The sequence below is a fragment of the Candidatus Galacturonatibacter soehngenii genome, assembly GCF_008830185.1.
In the GTDB taxonomy this organism is placed as follows: domain Bacteria; phylum Bacillota; class Clostridia; order Lachnospirales; family Lachnospiraceae; genus Lachnotalea; species Lachnotalea soehngenii.
On sequence record NZ_WAGX01000004.1, the window covers coordinates 935,726 to 954,699 of the forward strand.

An 18,974-nucleotide genomic window follows, 5' to 3' on the forward strand; every position below is an offset into this window, starting at 1 on the left:
CTGCAACATTACTTCTTTCAATCAATAATAGAAAAATGCTAGCATAGGCTAGCATTTTCTATTATAAAATCATTTAATTTCTTTGTCAATTGCAAAAGCTAGAAACAAAGCCTCATTTGTTAACAACCATTATAAGAATTGCTAAAACCATCATTGGAACAGCGACAATCGAACTACAAATCGTTATAATAGCTTTAATCTTTTGTTTATCTTTGACTGCTAAACCTATTACTTGATATAATAATACTCCTATCACTCCCCCAAGACAATTCAGCATGACATCGTCAATATCCGTTGCACCAATACCAAAAACAAATTGTATTAACTCAATCATAAGACTCACGATACATACAATAATAATACTGTTAAAAAATCTATTTTTTCTTGCTCGAAATAATTGCAAATAGATTCCAAGAGGCATAAATAAACATATATTTCCTAAAATATTATACCAAACCACTGTCTGTGAGACCACAGACCTGCCTGACATGTATCCTATTATTGTTTCAAACGGAATGAAATTAATACTTCGATTTATTACTCTATCTTGATGAAATAAATCCAGTGGTGTTACATATTTAAATATAGTAACTGAAATTAACAATATAAGATAGAAAGCAAATATGCCATAAAGAAAACAGTCTTGTATCTTTCTCTTACTCATTTTAGCTCCCTTCTCACAGCACAAGAAGCGGCAAACAACCACTTCTTGTATTGTGAATCATTTATTGAATTTTTGAACGTATATCTTCTGATAATTTATCTATTACCAAATAGGCACGATCGGTGTTATTAACCGTGTACTTATATTGTATATCCACTACATAATTATAATTTAAATCAATATTATATTTCATTCCATTGGTAAAACGATCTAAAATCAATGCCTTTGTAATCTTTTCAATGTCTTCTTTATTTGTAAATACATATTCATTTGTAACAGGTTTTTCTATTGTTATATTATTTTCATCCAATTTACCATCCGTATAATTCGTAATTATGATCGATTGTATATTATCTGCGTCTATTACGGAGTCTAAATTAGCACCTATTGACTCCATATATTTGATGGTATCGGCAAATGATGGATAAATATAATAATTCTGAACAACATAGGAATCATTTTCGCCTATTTCCAAACTGATTTGTGTCACTGGAAAACTTTCCACCATTTCAGTGGCAGTAAGATTTCTTAATTCATTTTCGTAAATTGATAAAAATTCATTCATTTGTTCTCTTGTAAGCTTGAGTGTTTCGTCCATTCCTTCTACGAGGTTATAGTAGCTAACAGAATTTATAATATTCTTATCCATTGAAAAAATTTGATAAACACCGTTTTTATAATTTTCATCTGCATAAAGACTATTAATATATTCTAAAGCATCATCAAATTTAACTGTGTAATTACGATAAGTCTCTTTTTTATTCTTTAATGTATACTTTACAGTAAAGGATATATAATTAATGGAATTATCGATTTGTGAATAATCTATACGATTCACATTGTTTGCAATCGCGTATTCAACAAGTGGGTACACCATTGATAAATCTGTAATATTCATATGATCCAATCGATATGTTGTATGATATACATATGGGTATTTTTGATAGCTATTTGGATACTCATTCTCAAAATCATAATACTCATAATTGGATTCTAAATTATCGAAGGAAACACCCATCGATTCTATTTTTCCTTTATCTGGAAGGTAGGAATCGTATTGGAAAATATCTTCTTTTGCAGCACCTGCTATACCTAAAGATATTACAATACAAATTACTAATTGTAATTTATTAGCAACTATACTCTTGAAATCACTGTTATATATAATTTCTATGATTCCATGTGATAAAAACCCAACGAATAAAATTCCAAAAATAGTCCAGCCAAAAGAATTAGACTCTGACATACTCATAAAAAGCAATCCGCCAACAATAGCAACTGGTATTACAATTAAAATCTTTATCACTGCCTGCGTTTGATAAAATGCCATAGATTTTCCAGCAGCTTCAGAAGGGCGAAGTTTATAAAGAAATATTCCAGCAACAACAGCTAATGCTGCGACAATGAAAACGCCAATGAAAAACATTCCAAATCCTTTTTTGCCTGCTAAAGTAACTAAATTAACGTAAGCAAATATTGGAGATACATAAATTATATTATCGCTTACACCTTCTGTTGCATAATAAGTATGAAAAAAAGTCTCACATATCGCATTTTTTAATACAATGATTGCTGGACCGTATAGCAAAAATACTGTCGTTCCCATTAATCCTACGATTAGATTACCCGTTAACATGACTGCAATGATTGTGATACTATACACAAGTAAATATCCTGTCAAATTAATAAGAAGCGCTTCAAATGCACCTGTAAATGCATAGCCTGTCAATAACCCATTTGCGGCCCCTATGATAAAATATAGTAATAGATTAATTAAGTATGGTATTACGTAAATAAAAATTCCATTTATATAGATTGTAAAAAAAAGTTTTTCCCTTTTAACAGGAATACTATGATAAGAATCCACTTTACTTTTTGAATACAAGTAAAAGAAACCACTCATTGCACATATAATGGCTCCACTAATTGCAATTGTCATAAGTAATCCAATGTTATTTGTATTTGATATTTTTGCAAAATATTTCTGTGCTTCCAAAAGACTGGTATTATTTATTGCCTCTTTCATTCGAGCTAATCTTAACATTGTAAAAATGGGTAAAGCAATTACAAAGGACAGCATCATAAGTGAAATTGTCCATACCCTACGCTTTAAATCCTCTCGAATCAAATTAAAATATAAGCTTTTTGATGTCATATCCAACGACCTCCGTTTCACTAATAAATATTTCTTCCAGAGAAAGCGGTAGTATTTCATGAAAGAGTGGATTTAACTGACTAATTACATCCACAATTTCAACTTGTGTTCCTCTTGCTGTTATTGTAATAAGTGATCCTCTTTTTTCTGTTTTCAATATATCAAGCTTATGATATAGTACTTCCTCATCGTTTTCATTCTTTAATACACATTGTATTTTGTGAATATTGAATTTCATTTCTTCCAAATCTTTGGATAAAAGAATTCCACCTTTATGCAAAAGTCCAACATGATCACAAATATCTTCTAATTCTCTTAGATTATGAGAAGCAATTACTGGTGTAAGTTTTCTCTCTTCCATGTCATTGGCAAAAATACTTTTGACTGCTTGACGAACAACTGGATCTAGCCCATCAAAAGTCTCATCACAAAACAAATATTCCGTGTTGGCACATACACCACATAAAATAGACACTTGTTTTTTCATTCCTTTCGAGAATGTATTGATTTTACGATTCGGATCTAATTCAAACTTTTTCATTAACTCGTCAAATCGAACTGAATCAAATTTACTATAAAAACTTTTGTAGTAATTTTTCATATCATTACTTGTGGCGTTCGCAAAGAAATATTGATCATCTGAGATATAAAAAATCTTAGACTTAGCTTCTTCGTTTTCATAAACTGGCAATCCGTCGATTGAGATTTCACCATGATCTGGTTTCAAAACCCCACATGCCATTCTAAGAAACGTACTTTTCCCTGCTCCATTTGTACCAATAAGTCCAAATACAGTGCCTTCTTTAATCGTAGCTGATATATCATCAACTGCTTTAATATTTCGAAAACTTTTTGATACGTTTACAGCCTCTATCATAACCCAACCTCCTCAAATACATAATTTAAATTCTCCATAAATTCTTCTTTTGTAATTCCCAACGACTTTACTAGTCTGACAAGATTTTTTGACTGCTCAGCAACCGCTTCCTTTTTACGCTTCTTAATCTCTTCATCATCAATTACATAATTACCCTTTCCTTTTACGGAATAAATATAACCTGACCGCTCTAGTTCTGTATATGCTTTTTGAATGGTGTTTGGATTAATGGATAAATCAATTGCTAGACTTCTAACAGATGGAAGCTTACTTCCACCTTCTAGTACTCCTCGAATGATTAAATTCTCATATTTCTCTATAATCTGCTCATAAATTGGCCTTTTATCCTTATAATCAATAACAATCATACTTAACTCCTTTCCGACTCTCACCGTATCCACTGTACTATTAGTCTTAATACACTTAATATATAACGAATCTCTCATAATGTCAACGTATCATTTCTTACTATTTTCTTACTATTCCCCGAACAATCATTTTCAGTCAATAGTGACAGATAGTATCGTTCATCCAATAGGAATCAAAAAAAGATATGATGTAAAAGAATTATCTTTCGCATCATATCTTTTTTTCATATAATAGAAAGTTCTTTGAACTTTCCAATTATATAACCGCTTCATGCACACGTATTACTGTGTAGCATCTTTCTTATCTCTTAGCTTTTTACCTATTACAGTACCACAAACTATAAGTCCTGCAAAAACAATCATTACTAATCCTGATGTTAGAAATGCTCTTATAAATTCCATTGAATCGCCTCCTAATCAACCTTTATCTGGTGATAACCTTTTTTACCCTTTTTGATTAACAATGCTCCATCACTGTCTAAATCATTTATGGCAAATTTTTTATCAAATTCAGTAACCTTTATGTCATTTACGGTAACTCCGCCTTGCTGAATTACTCTTCTTGCTTCCGAACGAGTTGGTGCAAGCTTTGTATCAACCAAAAGTGTAATCAAATCAATTCCGTCAGCTAACTGTTCTTTTGTATAAGTAGTCGTTGGAATATCTTCGCTTCTTGCTCCGTTAGAAAACAATGCACGAGAAGCCTCCTGTGCTTTTGTTGCTTCTTCTTCCCCATGTACAATCTTCGTGATTTCAAATGCTAACACTTCTTTTGCTTGGTTGATTGCTGCATCTTTTAATGCACCTAATCTTCTTACCTCATCCATTGGTAAAAAGGTAAGTAGTCCCAAGCATTCTTCTACTTTCACATCTTCAATATTTCTCCAGTACTGGTAAAACTCATATGGTGAAGTCTTTTCAGGGTCCAACCAAACTGCGCCTTTCATTGTCTTACCCATCTTAATACCTTCACTGGTCGTTAACAATTTAAAGGTTAAGCCAAAAGCAGGCTTTTGTTCTTTTCTACGAATCAACTCTACTCCACCAATGATATTAGACCATTGGTCATTTCCACCTAATTGTAGTTTACAATCGTATAATTGATTGAGTTTCCAGAAATCATAAGATTGCATCAGCATATAATTAAATTCAAAAAACGTTAACCCCTTTTCCATTCTTTGCTTATAACAGTCTGCTGTTAACATCTTATTTACTGAAAAATGTACACCGATTTCTCTTAAAAATTCTACATAGTTTAAATCCAAAAGCCAATCCGCATTATTGGCAACTATTGCATTGTCATTGTCAAAACTGATGAATTTTGAAAGCTGTTCATGAAAACGTTTTGCATTATAGTCTATGGTTTCTCTTGTCATCATGGAACGCATGTCCGATTTACCAGATGGATCACCAATCATTGTGGTTCCTCCTCCAAGTAAAGCAATTGGTCTATGACCTGCTCTTTGCATGTGCATCATTGCCATTACTGTAAGAAAATGTCCCGCTGTTAAACTATCTGCAGTTGCATCAAAGCCTATATAAAAGGTAACTCTTTCCTTACCTAGTAATTCTCTAATCTCCGCCTCATGAGTTGTCTGTTCGATAAAACCTCTTTCTAGCAGAATGTCATATACATTTGTTGACATTGTTACTCCTCCTTAAACTTTCGTGAACTAACATTTATCGTAACACATGCCATTTTTGTTTTCAATACTATTCTTCAAAATAAATATCCACCAATTCATATGTTCTTTCCTTTGTAAGTTCTGTCATTACAGCCATATATTCCAAACTTTCCATGCTTCCACCTGCATATTTGCTACTTGCTAGTGCCGCTTGTTCATCTCGTCTGGTAATCCATTCTCGCTCTTCATCTCTAAGAACAATAAACTTATCCTCAGGTAATTTTTTCTTAATAAGCTGATATATCGTATTTAACTCATCATCCCACTTCGTATATTCTTGGTTTTTAAGTTCTTTCATATCAACCATAGAAAAAGAATCTGTCCTACTCCACAGGTCATCATAATAAATCGTAATACTATTGAGTCTTTCTATATACTGCTCTTTTTCTGTTTTTTCCGGTTCCTTCGCCTTTTCATCACTCAGTTCATCCGTCGCAAACAAAGTATATTCTTGTGCATCTTCCTCTGTTTGGGTAACTTCTTTCGAATCTGGGACTGATGTGTCATCACTCATATTGCTTTGCATTGACTGCGTAGAGTTATTAACTTCATTTTTATCGTTTGTATCTGCAAGTTCCTCTTCCTTCGTTTGCTCAACTACTTTTGCCGACTCATTCTCTTCATTTGATTTTTTAAAATCATTAGATAGCGACCCATATTTTGAATTATTTCTTCCAAACTTAAGATTACCGTTAGCAAGTCCAAATATACCTACACCAATAATAAATAATATTGAAACGATAAAAATTGCTTTCATATTCTTTTTCATACATCATTTCTCTTTCATTTTATCTTTATGTATTTTAACATATCATAAATTTTTTTGTAAATAAATACTTGGTCAAGAATAGTAAGAATATTAAGCTTTTTTTAAGAAACATTATCTTCCAATAAATCAGTTCCATCCGCTGCTGACATGGCAAGATAATCATTTACATTGTAATCCCCATACATTCTTTTCTTAACTATTTTATCTGTCAATAAATTACATTTTACTACCACAATCTAAGAAAAGCAATATTTCAGGTTAATTAGAATGCCTTGGATATTGCAAATGGGAAAACGGTAACACTTTACCAGAAACAACCTTGTTACCTATCTTATCTTAGATATTTTTTAATATGAGAGATAAAGCAATAAAGGCTTATGAGACGTTTGTCATAGATGATAAATAGAATAATCATAAAATATAGTCAAAAGTATTTTTTAGGGGATAGAATTCGAATCCCGTCTCGCACTTAATAAAAAGGGCTCTTTAAACGAAGAGTCCTTTTCTTGTTAAAATACTTAATTTATTTTTTATTTTTTAATAAATAAATGATAAAATTATTCTTTTCATATTCGCTTAATTTATTAATCAAATTGATGCCTTCTTCATGGTTTTCTTCATAAATTTTGATTATATTACTATATTTTAATCCACTAACTTCGCTTACATAGTTATCCGTTTTATTATTTTCAATTATAATTATATTGCTTTCATATTTAGGTGCAATTTTTATAATCTCTTTTTTAATTTCTAGATTATCTACATAAATAACATTAGATGCAAGCCATTTTTCTACTACCTTGCTTGAGGAAATCGATAATCTTTCTTTACAAACTTCATCAGCAAGTTCATTAAATAAATCTCCGGTGTGGCTATCAATCTTAACAAAAATAACTTCAATGCCTTTGTTCATTAAATCATTCACTTGATTATAGTATTCAATGGAGGAAGGTTCTCTTCTTTCCCAAAATCCTGTTGCATGATGCGCAACTCCCTCATAATCATAGAATAACACAACTTTTTTTTCACCTTTATCAAGTGCATATTGTATTCCCCTTATAGAACCTTTTAACTCACCAGCAATCTGTCTAATATCTTTCATAGAATTATCTTCTGATGATGAGCCTTCAATATACTCAATTATATTATTACGTACAGCCACCATCCCATAGGAATATCTCTCGGTAGCAGAATTAAAACTGCCATCTACATATATATGTAAGCAATCCTCTGGATAATTACCTTCACCTTTTTTTAGGATTTTACCATCCCTTAAATATTGATTTGCACTTTCAATGTTCTCAAAACTCTTATATTTAGCACCTTTTACGCCTTTTACATATTTAAGACATTCATCCCAAGTTGCAACAATTTTGTTTTCTATAATTTCATTCTTAACTGGGTCAAGCCCTTCTTTAATTGCATATACTTTTTTACCCATGTAGATATAACCTCCTATTCTAAGTCCACTCTTCGTTACTCTTGTGTATTTAATCTAGTTGTTCCTTATCCACCTGGTCCATCGGGATTACCTCTGCTGCTCCATCCGTATAGATGTTTGCTTTCATCTTATTTTCTCCCATCTGTTATTTGTCATAAAGGAAGCTGCTGATTCTTCTGCTTTATTTATAATCTTGTCTTCGTATCCTATGATACTTAACAGCTTAATAGCATTACGGCTCGTCGCTCTTCCTTCTTTTAATTCATAAGAAAATAAAATATCATCATCTCTAATTTCCTCTTCGAAATGATAGTTGTTATAGATATCTTCTAAAATATGAGTTAATTCAATGTCGTGAGTTGCCGCAAAGCACATAACATGATTTTGATTCAAACTACTTAGAATCTGTGCTGATGCAGCAATCCTTTCAACCGTATTCGTTCCTCGTAATACTTCATCAATAAAGCATAAAATTGGTGTTGCTTCTTTTGATGCATCTATAATTCGTTTTAATGATTTAATTTCAACAATGTAGTAACTTTCATTATTATAAAGATTGTCCGTTAGTGCCATAGAAGAATAAATTCGATAAAAGTTAGCCTCGTATTTTTTTGCCATTGCCATATAAATGGTCTGAGCTAAAATTGCATTAATTGCTATCGTTTTTAAGAATGTAGATTTACCAGAAGCATTAGAACCTGTAATTAACACACTCCTATTTTGATTGATGCTATTTAATACTGGATTTGTAATCAATGGATGATAAACATCCTTTATTTGTATTTTTGTCGTGTTTTCGTTTGATAACGTAGGAATAGAGTAATCATCAACAACGCCTCGAAAAGATGCTATTGCAAGATAAGCTTCCATGCTTCCCAATAATTCAATGAGTTCATCGATATATTCAACTTTGTCCTTTACCTCTGCTAATACATAGTTAAATTTAATGAGATCAATATGAAAAAACATTTTAATGTAATCAAATATTACTTCATCGATTGATCCTGTTGTAGGTTTGCTACCTTTCACCCACCTTGCATGTCTTTTATAATTTTTAAATTCTTTCTTTATTTGTCTGGTACGAGTCGCATATTCTTCACATGCTTTTGGTAATGCTTTTGCAAATGCATCCGCTCCATTTAAAATTCGATTAATATAAGCAATTGAAACAAAATAGGGTTCAATCTCACCTTTTACTTTAAAATACTGACCAATATTAACAATTGCAGCAGCAACAAACAATAAAACCCCGTAAGTTGGAATAAGAAGAGCTGATATTATAGAAAGTATGCCAAGTATGAGCATACCGTACTCCTTCATATTACTTCTTTGTTCCAAATCTGCAAGGTTGTAAATGTAATCACTTAAGGAGTAATTGCCTGTCCTTCCAATTTCTCCATAAATACACTGCAATTTGACTCTCTCTTCTTCATTCTGTTCAAAAAAATCAATGATTCGTTTTCGTTCTTCCAGCTCATTTTGATCAAACTGTGGTGTTCGTAACAGATAATATAAATATTGTTCCCCAACAGAGGAATTCGTATTATTTATTAACTGATAGATTGCATCCATATCAAGATCATTCCAAGTTATGTCATCTATATAATATTCTGTATTTCTTTTTAATAAAAAATATCGTTTGATTCCTTCTAATTGTTCATAACTTAAATTTCTAGTAGGCTTTTTCCCCCATTGTGCTTTCGCCTTGATTACAAATTCTCGTTTAATTTTTATCTGATTATATTTAAAATATATAAAGATGATCAGCAAAGCCCCCGCTATCATCAGCATATATTTTAAATTTATATCTCCCACTCTTGTCCATCTCCTTTCACTTTATAAAGCTTTCTCTCATATCCATTTTCTTTTGCAATTTTCTCTAATCGGTCGATTACTGTGTAATCCTCCCAAAAATGCATTGGAAATACTATCTTGGTATTCGTATGTTTCATAAAATAATCAAATCCCCACCAAAAGTAATCTTCTTGCCTTGCATCAACAGGTAAAAAGGCAATATCAAACGCTTGATTTTCAATTCCCTCTAATTGCTTTTTAAATTGTCTTTCCATATTTAAATTATAATCTTCTGACTCCTCGCTCCAGTGCCACCAATTAAGATCTCCTGCATGATAAATAGATTGTCCCTCTACTTCTATGCAAAAGGCAACTCCTAAATCTGTTGATTTTAATGTTTTTATTTGCATCTCATCTACACAAATACTTTGATTGGCTCTGATATTTATAATTCTTTCTTTTACCTCTAAATCAATATCATTCTTTTCTAAGTACTTATCGTTTAACTTTATATCATTGGATAAAATAAATTTGACTTTTGGATTATTCTTAAATATCTGAAATATCTCTAAAGAAAAATGATCATGATGTTTGTGACTAGAAAAAACATAAATATCTTTATCCGTATTAATTTTAGGAATAACTCCTTTAAAATAATCAAATATCAAAACAGTATGTGATAATTCTACCATGAAACTACTATGATAAATATAGGTTACTTTCATAACTTTCTCCTTCTCGCCAGCCCCAACATACCTGCAAAGCAGACACTCTTTCTTTTATGGTTTACCTTAATAATACTACTTATTCTAATTCTTTCCTTTTATTGATAATGTTATAACTAAGAAAATAACACCTGTTAATACAATCGTTCCACCAGGCTTTAATCCCATATAATAAGATATACTAAGTCCAATAACCGTAAATGCAATAGCAAAAAGAATTGAATAAATTAATGTCTGCCTATAGCTTTTTCCATACTGCATCGCACAAGCGGTGGGAATTACCATAAGAGAAGAGATAATAAGCGCCCCAACTGTTCTTGAAGCAATTGAAACTGTTAGTGCGGTTAATATTGTAAATATAATGTTAATTGTCTTAACGGGTATACCAGCCATCTTAGCACTCATTTCATCAAAGGCCATATGCATCAATTCCTTATATAACACGACGAACGTTATCATAACAAGAACACTAATTATAATAACTAAAATTAATTCAAAGTCTGTAATTGCAACAATACTTCCAAAAAGAAAACTATTAAAATTTGATGCATTGCTTACAAAACCAGATAACACACCAGCAAGCCCCACGCCTGCTGACATGATAATAGCAATTGCCATCTCGGAATATCTTTTAAACTTCTTTCGAATAAGTTCAATTCCAAAGGCTGCAACAATGCAAGCTAGCGTAGCTCCTAGTACTGGATTAACTCCTATAATCAATCCAAGTGCAACGCCTGCAAGTGACATATGGCTTAAAGCATCTCCTGTCATGGAAAGTCTTCGAAGTACGACAATCAGACCAATGCAGGGTATGATAATTGCAAGCAGTATGCCGACAAGAAATGCTTTTCTCATAAAATCATATTGAAATAGCATACTACTTCCTCCTAGTCACTAATTTATTTTTTATAATGTATATTTTATTCATAGATTCCTCAATATTTTCAATGTTGTGAGTCACCATAATTATTGTTAAATTTCTTTCTTGATTCAATCGATTTAGTAACTCATATAACATCTCTTCGTTCTTAGCATCTACTGATGCAGTTGGCTCATCCAAAACAAGAATTTCAGGAGAAGATACCAACGCTTTTGCAATCATTACTCTTTGCTGTTGTCCACCTGAAAGTTTACCGATTTGTCGATTAGCCATGTCTAGCATTCCAACTGTAGCAAGAGCTTCCTCTACCATTTTCTCGTGCTTTTTAGTAGAACGTTTAAATAGCCCAATCTCTCGAAAGAGATTGAGCATAATTACTTCCTTAACCGTTGCAGGAAAATCGGCTTTTACTGCAAAGCCGACTTGCGAAACGTAACCCACATTTTGATAATTGCACGTTACACTACCTTCCTTAGGGGTAAGCAAGCCTAATATTAATTGAATTAAAGTACTTTTCCCAGTACCATTCGCCCCAATGATACCAACGAAATCACCTCTATTGATGTCTATATTAACATCTTTTAAAACTAAGCCTTCTTCATATCCAAAGCTCATGTTTTTAATTTGTATATCACTCATATTATCACCTAATCATGGTTAAGCGCTTGTTCCAATGCGTTTATATTCGCTTTCATTAATGAAAAATAATCTTCTCCAGAATCAGCTTGTTCTTTTGTCAATCCTTCTATCGGATTTAAAACAGCTGTAGCGGCACCAATTTCATTTGCAATTACAGTTGCAACTTTAGGACTTACCAATTCTTCAAAAAAGATAGTAGTCACATTATTTTCTTTTGCAAACTCTACGATTTCTGCTATTCTATTTGCATCTGGTTCTGCATCTGCTTCTAAATCTCCAATCGAGGTTTGCGTTAATCCATATGCTTTGCATAGATAAGAAAACGCCTCGTGTGATACAATAATACTCTTATCTTTTAATGCTCCAAGTCGTTTTACTAATTCTTCATTTAACTCATCAAGCAAAGTTGCATACTTTTTAAAATTTTCTTCGTAATAAGATGCATTCGCTTCATCGGCTTGTACAAGTGCATTTTTGATATTTTCCATTTCAATTTTTGCATTTTTAGCATCTAGCCATACGTGTGGGTCGCTATGTTCTTCTTCCTCTCCACTTATAATTTCTACACCCTTTGAAGCTTCTACTAATATAATATCATTTTGTAGTGAATCAGAAACTTGCAAAACCCAATGCTCCATTCCTGCACCATTATAAACCAATATATCTGCTTTTTCAAGTGCAACCATATCCGTTGTGGAAGGTTCCCAGTCATGAGGTTCCGTGCCATCTGTAACTAAATTAATCACCTCTGCCTTATCCCCTGCTATTTTACTTGTAAAATCATACATCGTATAAAAGCTTGTATAAACTTTTAATTTAGAGCTATCTTCACCAGCTTTATTTGATGCACATCCACTTAATATACTTAATAAAGTGACAAAAAGAATTATTGTATATATTTTTTTCATATTATTTACGGTATCCTCTTAATTGGATACTTATCCTTTCTTAAAACATAATGCAAATGCAAATCATTTGCATTTAATATACTTCATAAATTTATATGTGTCAAGTTATTTTATAAAAAGACTTATGGATATTGACTTTTCAAGCATACTAGCCTATTATTTAGTTAAAAGTCACCAATTTACATAGTACTTATTAAGTATGATGTCAGGAGCAATATATGAAAAATAAAATTATAGAAACAACTGATTTAAAGCAAACAAAAAAACGTAATTTAATTATTTCTATACTTGAAGAGGCGCCTGCTCCACTTACTGCAGAAGAAATTATGGAGATAGCAAGCAAAGAAATAAAAATGAGCTTTTCCACCGTATATCGTGCCCTTAACGCATTGGCAGATAGAAACATTGTATCAAAAACAATATACCAAGATGGAAAACTTTACTATAAAATTCAAACCCATTCGCACCAGCATGTATTAAAATGCATCAAGTGCGATGAATGTATTTCCATAGATGCCTGTCCATTAGAAAGTTTAGAATCTAATTTATGTTCGGAAACAAATTATAAGATTACGGGACATAACCTTGAATTTTTTGGAATATGTCCAAAATGTCAAAGTAGTAACAGCAATCACAAAGATTCTGCCAATTGCTTTACATGTCATAACTAAAGGCAGGAATATCATTTTTATTGATATTCCTGCCTTTCTCACATTCGCTTTTTTTTGTTATGAAATATTTTCATCTACCTCGATTACGTTATCAAATATTTCTTTTGACTCTAATGTTGGAAGTTGCGATACTTCCCTAAGCTTACTATTGATTTTTCTGGTTCTAACACCAATTAGCTTATCTAATTCTGCCCCTGTTTGTTCAATTCGCTTTTGTGCCGCCGCTAAAACCTCTTCGAATCTTGTAAACTCCGTCTTAACTGCTCCAAGAACATTCCATACTTCACTGGAACGCTTTTGTATTGCAAGTGTCTTAAATCCCATTTGTAAGCTATTTAACAAAGCTGCAAATGTGGTTGGTCCTGCAATATTCACACGATATTGTCTTTGTAATGTATCAATAAGCCCTCTGCGAACCACCTCTGCATAAAGTCCTTCAAATGGTAAAAACATAATTGCAAAATCTGTTGTATAAGGTGGATCTATGTATTTATCATGTATATCTTTGGCACAGCCTTTAATTCTTGCATCAAGTGCCGCCTGTGCTAATGCGATTGCATCGTTGTCTCCTTGCTCATAGGCATCTACCAATTGGCTGTAGGTATCACCTGGGAATTTTGCATCGATTGGCAGATAAACAACTTGGTCATCTTCTCCAGGTAATCGAATGGCATATTCTACTCGATTCAAAGAGCCTTTCTTTGTCGCAACATTTTCTTCATATTGTTCCTTCGTTAATATTTCTTCGATAATAGCACCCAATTGATATTCACCAAGAATTCCTCTTGTCTTTACATTGGATAGCACTTTTTTTAAATCCCCTACGCCATTTGCTAGCGTTTTCATCTCTCCTAGTCCAGCATACACTTCTTGAAGTCTATCATTTACCATCTTAAAGGACTGTGTAATTCTTTCATCCAACGTTTTTTGGAGTTTTTCATCTACCGTAGAACGCATTTTTTCAAGTTGTTCATTATTATCGTTTCGCAATGACTCTAATCGTTCTTGTACTGTATTGCGTATGCCCTCTAAAGAATCTTTGTTTTGATTGGTAAACGTTTTAAACTGTTCATCTACTAACATAAGACGTCTTGAAACCGTTGCTTCTAATTTCGTTTGTGTATCACCTAACAATGTCGAGATATCATGTAGCCTTTTATCTTGCATTGCAAATTGCTTTGTTTGTGCTTCTGTAAGCATACTAGTCGTTTCTCGCACACTACTTTGTAAGGCCTTCAAGCTCTCTGTTTGGCTTACCTGAAAACCAGCTAATTTATCCATGAGATCTGATTTTAACACTGCTTGATTGTATGAAATACGATCGGTTAATTCTTTTAATCTCTTATCCTGCAACTCAGTCGCCTGTCTTTGACTAGCCATTATCGAGTTAATAAAGCTTTGCGTATTATTTGTTAATAAGGTCTGTTGATTCATAATTTCGCTTAATAATTCTTTTTTTAAAGTTTTCGTGTTTGTAGCAGATAAATTTCGTATCGTAAGAATTAAATTAATGATGAGTAATATTAATATTACAATACTTAGAATAATAAATATCTCCATTCTATCAACCTCATATCTTTCTTTTGTGTCATACTCTTCTATCATTTTAATATATTATCAAATAGATTCCAATCCTTTTATCATCTCTTTTTATTCATCATAAAAAGCGTGGTAATGATCCACGCTTTTCAACTTTCTCGTTTTCTTTAGGAAGTAATCTTTCCTTAGTTGCCATTAAATATTTGAGTGATTGGAGAGTCTTCTGATAGAATCAATGTCTTGTTATCACCTTTTAATGATGCTTTTGCTGCATCCAAACTTCTAACAAAAGCATAAAAATCTGTTCTACTTTCGTCCGCATATGCTTCTGCCAAGATTCTCATATATTCTGCTTCCCCTTCTGACTTTAATATTTCTGCTTGTTTGTTTGCTTCTGATAAAAGTATTGTTATTTCTTTGTCTGTTGTATTTTTAATCTTTTGTGCCTCTGCTTCTCCTTCAGCTGTATAAGTAGCTGCGATGTTGCCTCTTTCTGATATCATTCTTTCATACACTGCTGCTTTATTATCACTTGGAAGATCCAAACGTTTTGTTTCAATGGTAATAATTTCTATTCCGTATTGTTCCATTGTAGTACCAATATTATCCATGATTGCTTTCGTTAGTTCTCCATCTCTTTCTGATATAACCGCATCTTGATTTCTACTACCAATGATATTTTTAGTGGAATTATATACCACCGTATCCAATCTTCTTTCTGCATTCAGGATTGAGGAGTTTAACGACTGTGCAAATTTTAATGGGTTTGTTATTTTCCATAATACGTAACTATCTGTTATCATCGTCTTCTTATCTTTCGTAATTACATCTGAGGAGGCAAGATCATATAATAAAATTTCATTTGGTAATGTATCTACACTTTGAATGAAAGGTATTTTTAAACCAATGCCTGCTTCTGTTATTACTCGGTCTACCTTTCCAAATCGACGGATTAACTTAAATTCATTTTCAGCAGTTACTACAACTGAACTAGATGCAACGATTACAAGCATAAATGCTATTACAACGATTCCTATTTTTTTAATTTTCTTCATTTTAATTCCCCCTGTTTATTGATTTGACTCTGTTGTTGTAGATGAACCTTGATTATTGTCTGCTCCTTGCATACTTACGAATGGTTCTAGCGGCAATACTTTTTGTACTCCATTTGATCCATCAATTACAATATCAATGTTTGGTAAGATATCTTCCATTGCTTCATAGAACATTCTTTGCTTTGTCACAGTTGGATTTTTTACATATTCTTCATACATTGCGTTAAACCTTGCTACCTGTCCAGTCGCTTCGTTAACTCGTTCTTGTTTGAATGCTTCTGCATCTTTTATAATCTTATCGGATTCTGCCTGCGCGTTTGGAAGTTTTTCATTTCTATATTTATTTGCGTTGTTTAAGGCTGTTTCTTTTCCTTGTTTTGCTGTTTCTACTGCTTTAAAAGCCTCCATGATTTCAGTAGTAGGCGGTTCTGCATCCTGTATTGTAACATTGACAAGCTGAATACCTATATCTTGTTCCTCTAATTTTTGTAATATCATCTCTTTGATTGCCGCTTGTATTTCATTCTTACCAGTCGTTAAAACGCTATCTACATCATAGCTACCGATAACAGTTCGAATACAACTTTGCGATAAATTCTTAAGTATCTTTTGTGGCTGCTGTGATTCATATAAAGCCTTTACGGGATCAGAAATCTTGTATTCTACGAAGAAATCTGCATTAATAAAGTTATAATCGCTTGTAATCATAACAGCTTCTTCATCAATTGTTTCATTTGTATCTGAATTATAACCAATTGTGAACCCTTGAATGGTTGTATCTACTTTTCGAACCTGTTGAATCAGCGGTATCTTAAAATGCAAACCTGACTCCGTAACGGCTTTTGCTTTACCAAATGTAATTAATACTGCCTGTTCTTGCTCTTTTATTTGATAAGTGGAACCAAAAATCAAAATAAGAGCTATAATTGTTATCACCACACCTGTTGCAACTTTTCCTGCCACTTTCATACCATTCTTAAATGAATTATTTTTTGTTTGAAATTCCATATCCCTCTTCCTTTCTAATTGTTACTATGTTCTTGATATTGGGGTAAAAGTATCTTGTTAACTTAATGCAGGCTAATGTTACTTAACCAAATAGTAAACAAAAAAGACCTTTATCACAATAAATATTGCAATAAAAGTCTTGTTATTTACTCATACGACGCGGATTGATTTTATCAATCGTTATGACGCCTTCGTATAACATCAAACTGATGCTAACTACTCCCTTTTATCATTTAAAAAACAAATGAATGAACGTTCATGTTCTTTTGTTAAAATAATCCTACCATATTGTTAACAAAATGTCAATAGTATCATTCTAAATTTTTAATAGTTGTATGATATATCTTTCGAAGAAAAATAATACTAAAGGTTACAGAAAAGATATCTGCAATCGGAAATGCATACCAAACTGCATGTAACCCTCCAAGCTTGGCTAGTATAAATGCCACAGGTAATATAACTACCAACTGTCTGATTAAAGAAACGATCAAACTTAACATTCCATGTCCTAATGCTTGAAAAACGGATAAAAGGATGATACAAAATCCTGCAAAAATAAAACTAATACTAATAATTCTTAAAGCATAAGTTCCAATTGTTAACATGTCATCTGTGGCATTAAACATTTTAAGTAATTGTGCTGGAAATATCTGGAAAATCGCAAAACCAAATAACATAATTCCTGTCGCAATCACAATACTCATCTTGACCGTTTGTATAATTCGTTTTTTCTTTTTTGCTCCATAATTATATGCTACAATTGGAACCATACCATTGTTTAGACCAAATACTGGCATAAAGACAAAACTTTGCATTTTAAAATAAACACCAAATACAGAGACTGCTGTACTTGTAAACATAATTAATATTTTATTGATTCCAAAAGTCATAACAGAAGTAATAGACTGCATGATAATAGAAGGCAATCCAACTGCATAAATCTTTTTTATGGTCTCTAAATGAGGCTTAAACCCTTTTATTGTTAAATGAATGTCTTTGTTTACTTTAATATTAAAAATAATTGACAAAGTCATACCAACAATTTGTCCTGCAACAGTTGCAATCGCTGCGCCCGTAACCTCTAATCTTGGAAATCCAAATAAACCAAATATTAATATAGGATCTAAAATAATATTAATAATAGCTCCAGTCCCCTGTGTTATCATATTATAGAACGTTCTACCAGTCGATTGAAGCAAGCGATCCATGATAATTTGTAGAAACATTCCAAAAGAAAATACGGTACATACGAATAAATATTGTGTTCCATATTTAATTATCTGCGGATTGCTCGTTTGACCTACAAAAAACCGCTCTGCAAAAATAAAACCAAAAATCGCAAATACAATATAACTTAATACTGCTAAAAAAACACCATTTAAGGCACATAGATTGGCTTCCTTAAACTTTTTTTCTCCCAGACATCGAGATAATAATGCGTTAATTCCCACACTTGTCCCAACAGCTACCGCTATCATTAAATTCTGAATTGGAAATGCTAAAGATACTGCAACTAATGCATCCTCTCCCAATCTTGATACAAATATGCTATCAACGACATTATACATTGCTTGTACAAGCATAGATATTATCATAGGTAGTGACATTGATATCAGTAATTTATTTATAGGCATAGTTCCCATTTTATTTTCTTGTACTTCTTTTTGCTTTTCCATTTCGTATTCCTCCTATTTCTCCAAAAAGCGACTAACTTTTATTCTATGATACCAAAAAATTTTAGTCAAGGAAGTTTTATTTAAATACTGCTATTTTATCTTTGTTGTGCTATAATCGTT

18 protein-coding genes are annotated in these 18,974 nt (G+C 32.2%); 1 reads left to right on the forward strand and 17 read right to left on the reverse strand.

Annotated elements, in window-relative coordinates:
- Positions 1-112: 112 nt before the first annotated feature.
- The 13 genes from F7O84_RS06910 to F7O84_RS06965 all read right to left on the reverse strand — a co-directional run bounded on the left by F7O84_RS06910 (position 113) and on the right by F7O84_RS06965 (position 12,905).
- Complete coding sequence (locus F7O84_RS06910; protein WP_151143404.1) at positions 113-664, reverse strand: VanZ family protein; 552 nt, start codon at positions 662-664, stop codon at positions 113-115.
- Between the two features lie 61 nt (positions 665-725).
- A complete protein-coding gene (locus tag F7O84_RS06915) occupies positions 726-2,819 on the reverse strand; it encodes a DUF6449 domain-containing protein (protein WP_151143407.1) in 2,094 nt (697 codons plus the stop codon).
- Positions 2,794-3,696, reverse strand: a complete 903-nt coding sequence (locus F7O84_RS06920) for an ABC transporter ATP-binding protein (RefSeq protein ID WP_151143410.1) — start codon at positions 3,694-3,696, stop codon at positions 2,794-2,796. The genes F7O84_RS06915 and F7O84_RS06920 overlap by 26 nt, the downstream gene beginning before the upstream one ends.
- A complete protein-coding gene (locus tag F7O84_RS06925; RefSeq protein ID WP_320411218.1) occupies positions 3,693-4,142 on the reverse strand; it encodes a GntR family transcriptional regulator in 450 nt (149 codons plus the stop codon). The genes F7O84_RS06920 and F7O84_RS06925 overlap by 4 nt, the downstream gene beginning before the upstream one ends.
- A 335-nt stretch (positions 4,143-4,477) precedes the next feature.
- Positions 4,478-5,710 carry a tyrosine--tRNA ligase gene (tyrS, locus tag F7O84_RS06930; protein ID WP_151143413.1) on the reverse strand — a complete coding sequence of 411 codons (1,233 nt, stop codon included), beginning with the start codon at positions 5,708-5,710 and terminating at the stop codon, positions 4,478-4,480.
- A gap of 67 nt (positions 5,711-5,777) precedes the next feature.
- Complete coding sequence (locus tag F7O84_RS06935) at positions 5,778-6,518, reverse strand: lysozyme inhibitor LprI family protein (RefSeq protein WP_151143416.1); 741 nt, start codon at positions 6,516-6,518, stop codon at positions 5,778-5,780.
- A 101-nt stretch (positions 6,519-6,619) separates the two neighbouring features.
- Positions 6,620-6,751: a hypothetical protein gene (locus F7O84_RS19345; protein ID WP_279237987.1), complete on the reverse strand. Its 132-nt coding sequence runs from the start codon at positions 6,749-6,751 to the stop codon at positions 6,620-6,622.
- A 290-nt stretch (positions 6,752-7,041) separates the two neighbouring features.
- On the reverse strand, positions 7,042-7,959 hold the full coding sequence (locus tag F7O84_RS06940) for a ribonuclease H1 domain-containing protein (protein ID WP_151143419.1): 918 nt from the start codon (positions 7,957-7,959) through the stop codon (positions 7,042-7,044).
- Between the two features lie 123 nt (positions 7,960-8,082).
- A complete protein-coding gene (locus F7O84_RS06945; RefSeq protein WP_151143422.1) occupies positions 8,083-9,774 on the reverse strand; it encodes a MutS-related protein in 1,692 nt (563 codons plus the stop codon).
- Positions 9,762-10,478, reverse strand: a complete 717-nt coding sequence (locus tag F7O84_RS06950) for an MBL fold metallo-hydrolase (protein WP_151143426.1) — start codon at positions 10,476-10,478, stop codon at positions 9,762-9,764. Before F7O84_RS06950 ends, F7O84_RS06945 begins: the two co-directional genes overlap by 13 nt.
- An 84-nt stretch (positions 10,479-10,562) precedes the next feature.
- A complete protein-coding gene (locus tag F7O84_RS06955) occupies positions 10,563-11,354 on the reverse strand; it encodes a metal ABC transporter permease (protein ID WP_151143429.1) in 792 nt (263 codons plus the stop codon).
- A 1-nt stretch (position 11,355) separates the two neighbouring features.
- On the reverse strand, positions 11,356-11,997 hold the full coding sequence (locus F7O84_RS06960) for a metal ABC transporter ATP-binding protein (protein ID WP_151143432.1): 642 nt from the start codon (positions 11,995-11,997) through the stop codon (positions 11,356-11,358).
- An 8-nt stretch (positions 11,998-12,005) separates the two neighbouring features.
- Complete coding sequence (locus F7O84_RS06965; protein ID WP_151143435.1) at positions 12,006-12,905, reverse strand: metal ABC transporter substrate-binding protein; 900 nt, start codon at positions 12,903-12,905, stop codon at positions 12,006-12,008.
- Positions 12,906-13,123: 218 nt separating this feature from the next.
- Here F7O84_RS06965 and F7O84_RS06970 point away from each other — a divergent pair, with 218 nt between their 5' ends.
- Positions 13,124-13,576 carry a Fur family transcriptional regulator gene (locus tag F7O84_RS06970; RefSeq protein ID WP_151143438.1) on the forward strand — a complete coding sequence of 151 codons (453 nt, stop codon included), beginning with the start codon at positions 13,124-13,126 and terminating at the stop codon, positions 13,574-13,576.
- Positions 13,577-13,633: 57 nt separating this feature from the next.
- Here the strand turns inward: F7O84_RS06970 and F7O84_RS06975 are convergent, their stop codons facing one another.
- From F7O84_RS06975 to F7O84_RS06990, 4 genes are all read right to left on the reverse strand, one after another.
- Positions 13,634-15,181, reverse strand: coding sequence for a DNA recombination protein RmuC (locus F7O84_RS06975; protein ID WP_243140830.1), 1,548 nt, complete (start codon positions 15,179-15,181; stop codon positions 13,634-13,636).
- Positions 15,182-15,300: 119 nt separating this feature from the next.
- On the reverse strand, positions 15,301-16,170 hold the full coding sequence (hflC, locus tag F7O84_RS06980) for a protease modulator HflC (RefSeq protein ID WP_151143441.1): 870 nt from the start codon (positions 16,168-16,170) through the stop codon (positions 15,301-15,303).
- 15 nt (positions 16,171-16,185) lie between these two features.
- Positions 16,186-17,178, reverse strand: coding sequence for an FtsH protease activity modulator HflK (gene hflK / locus F7O84_RS06985; protein WP_151143444.1), 993 nt, complete (start codon positions 17,176-17,178; stop codon positions 16,186-16,188).
- A 311-nt stretch (positions 17,179-17,489) separates the two neighbouring features.
- Complete coding sequence (locus F7O84_RS06990; RefSeq protein WP_151143447.1) at positions 17,490-18,854, reverse strand: MATE family efflux transporter; 1,365 nt, start codon at positions 18,852-18,854, stop codon at positions 17,490-17,492.
- Positions 18,855-18,974: the final 120 nt, after the last annotated feature.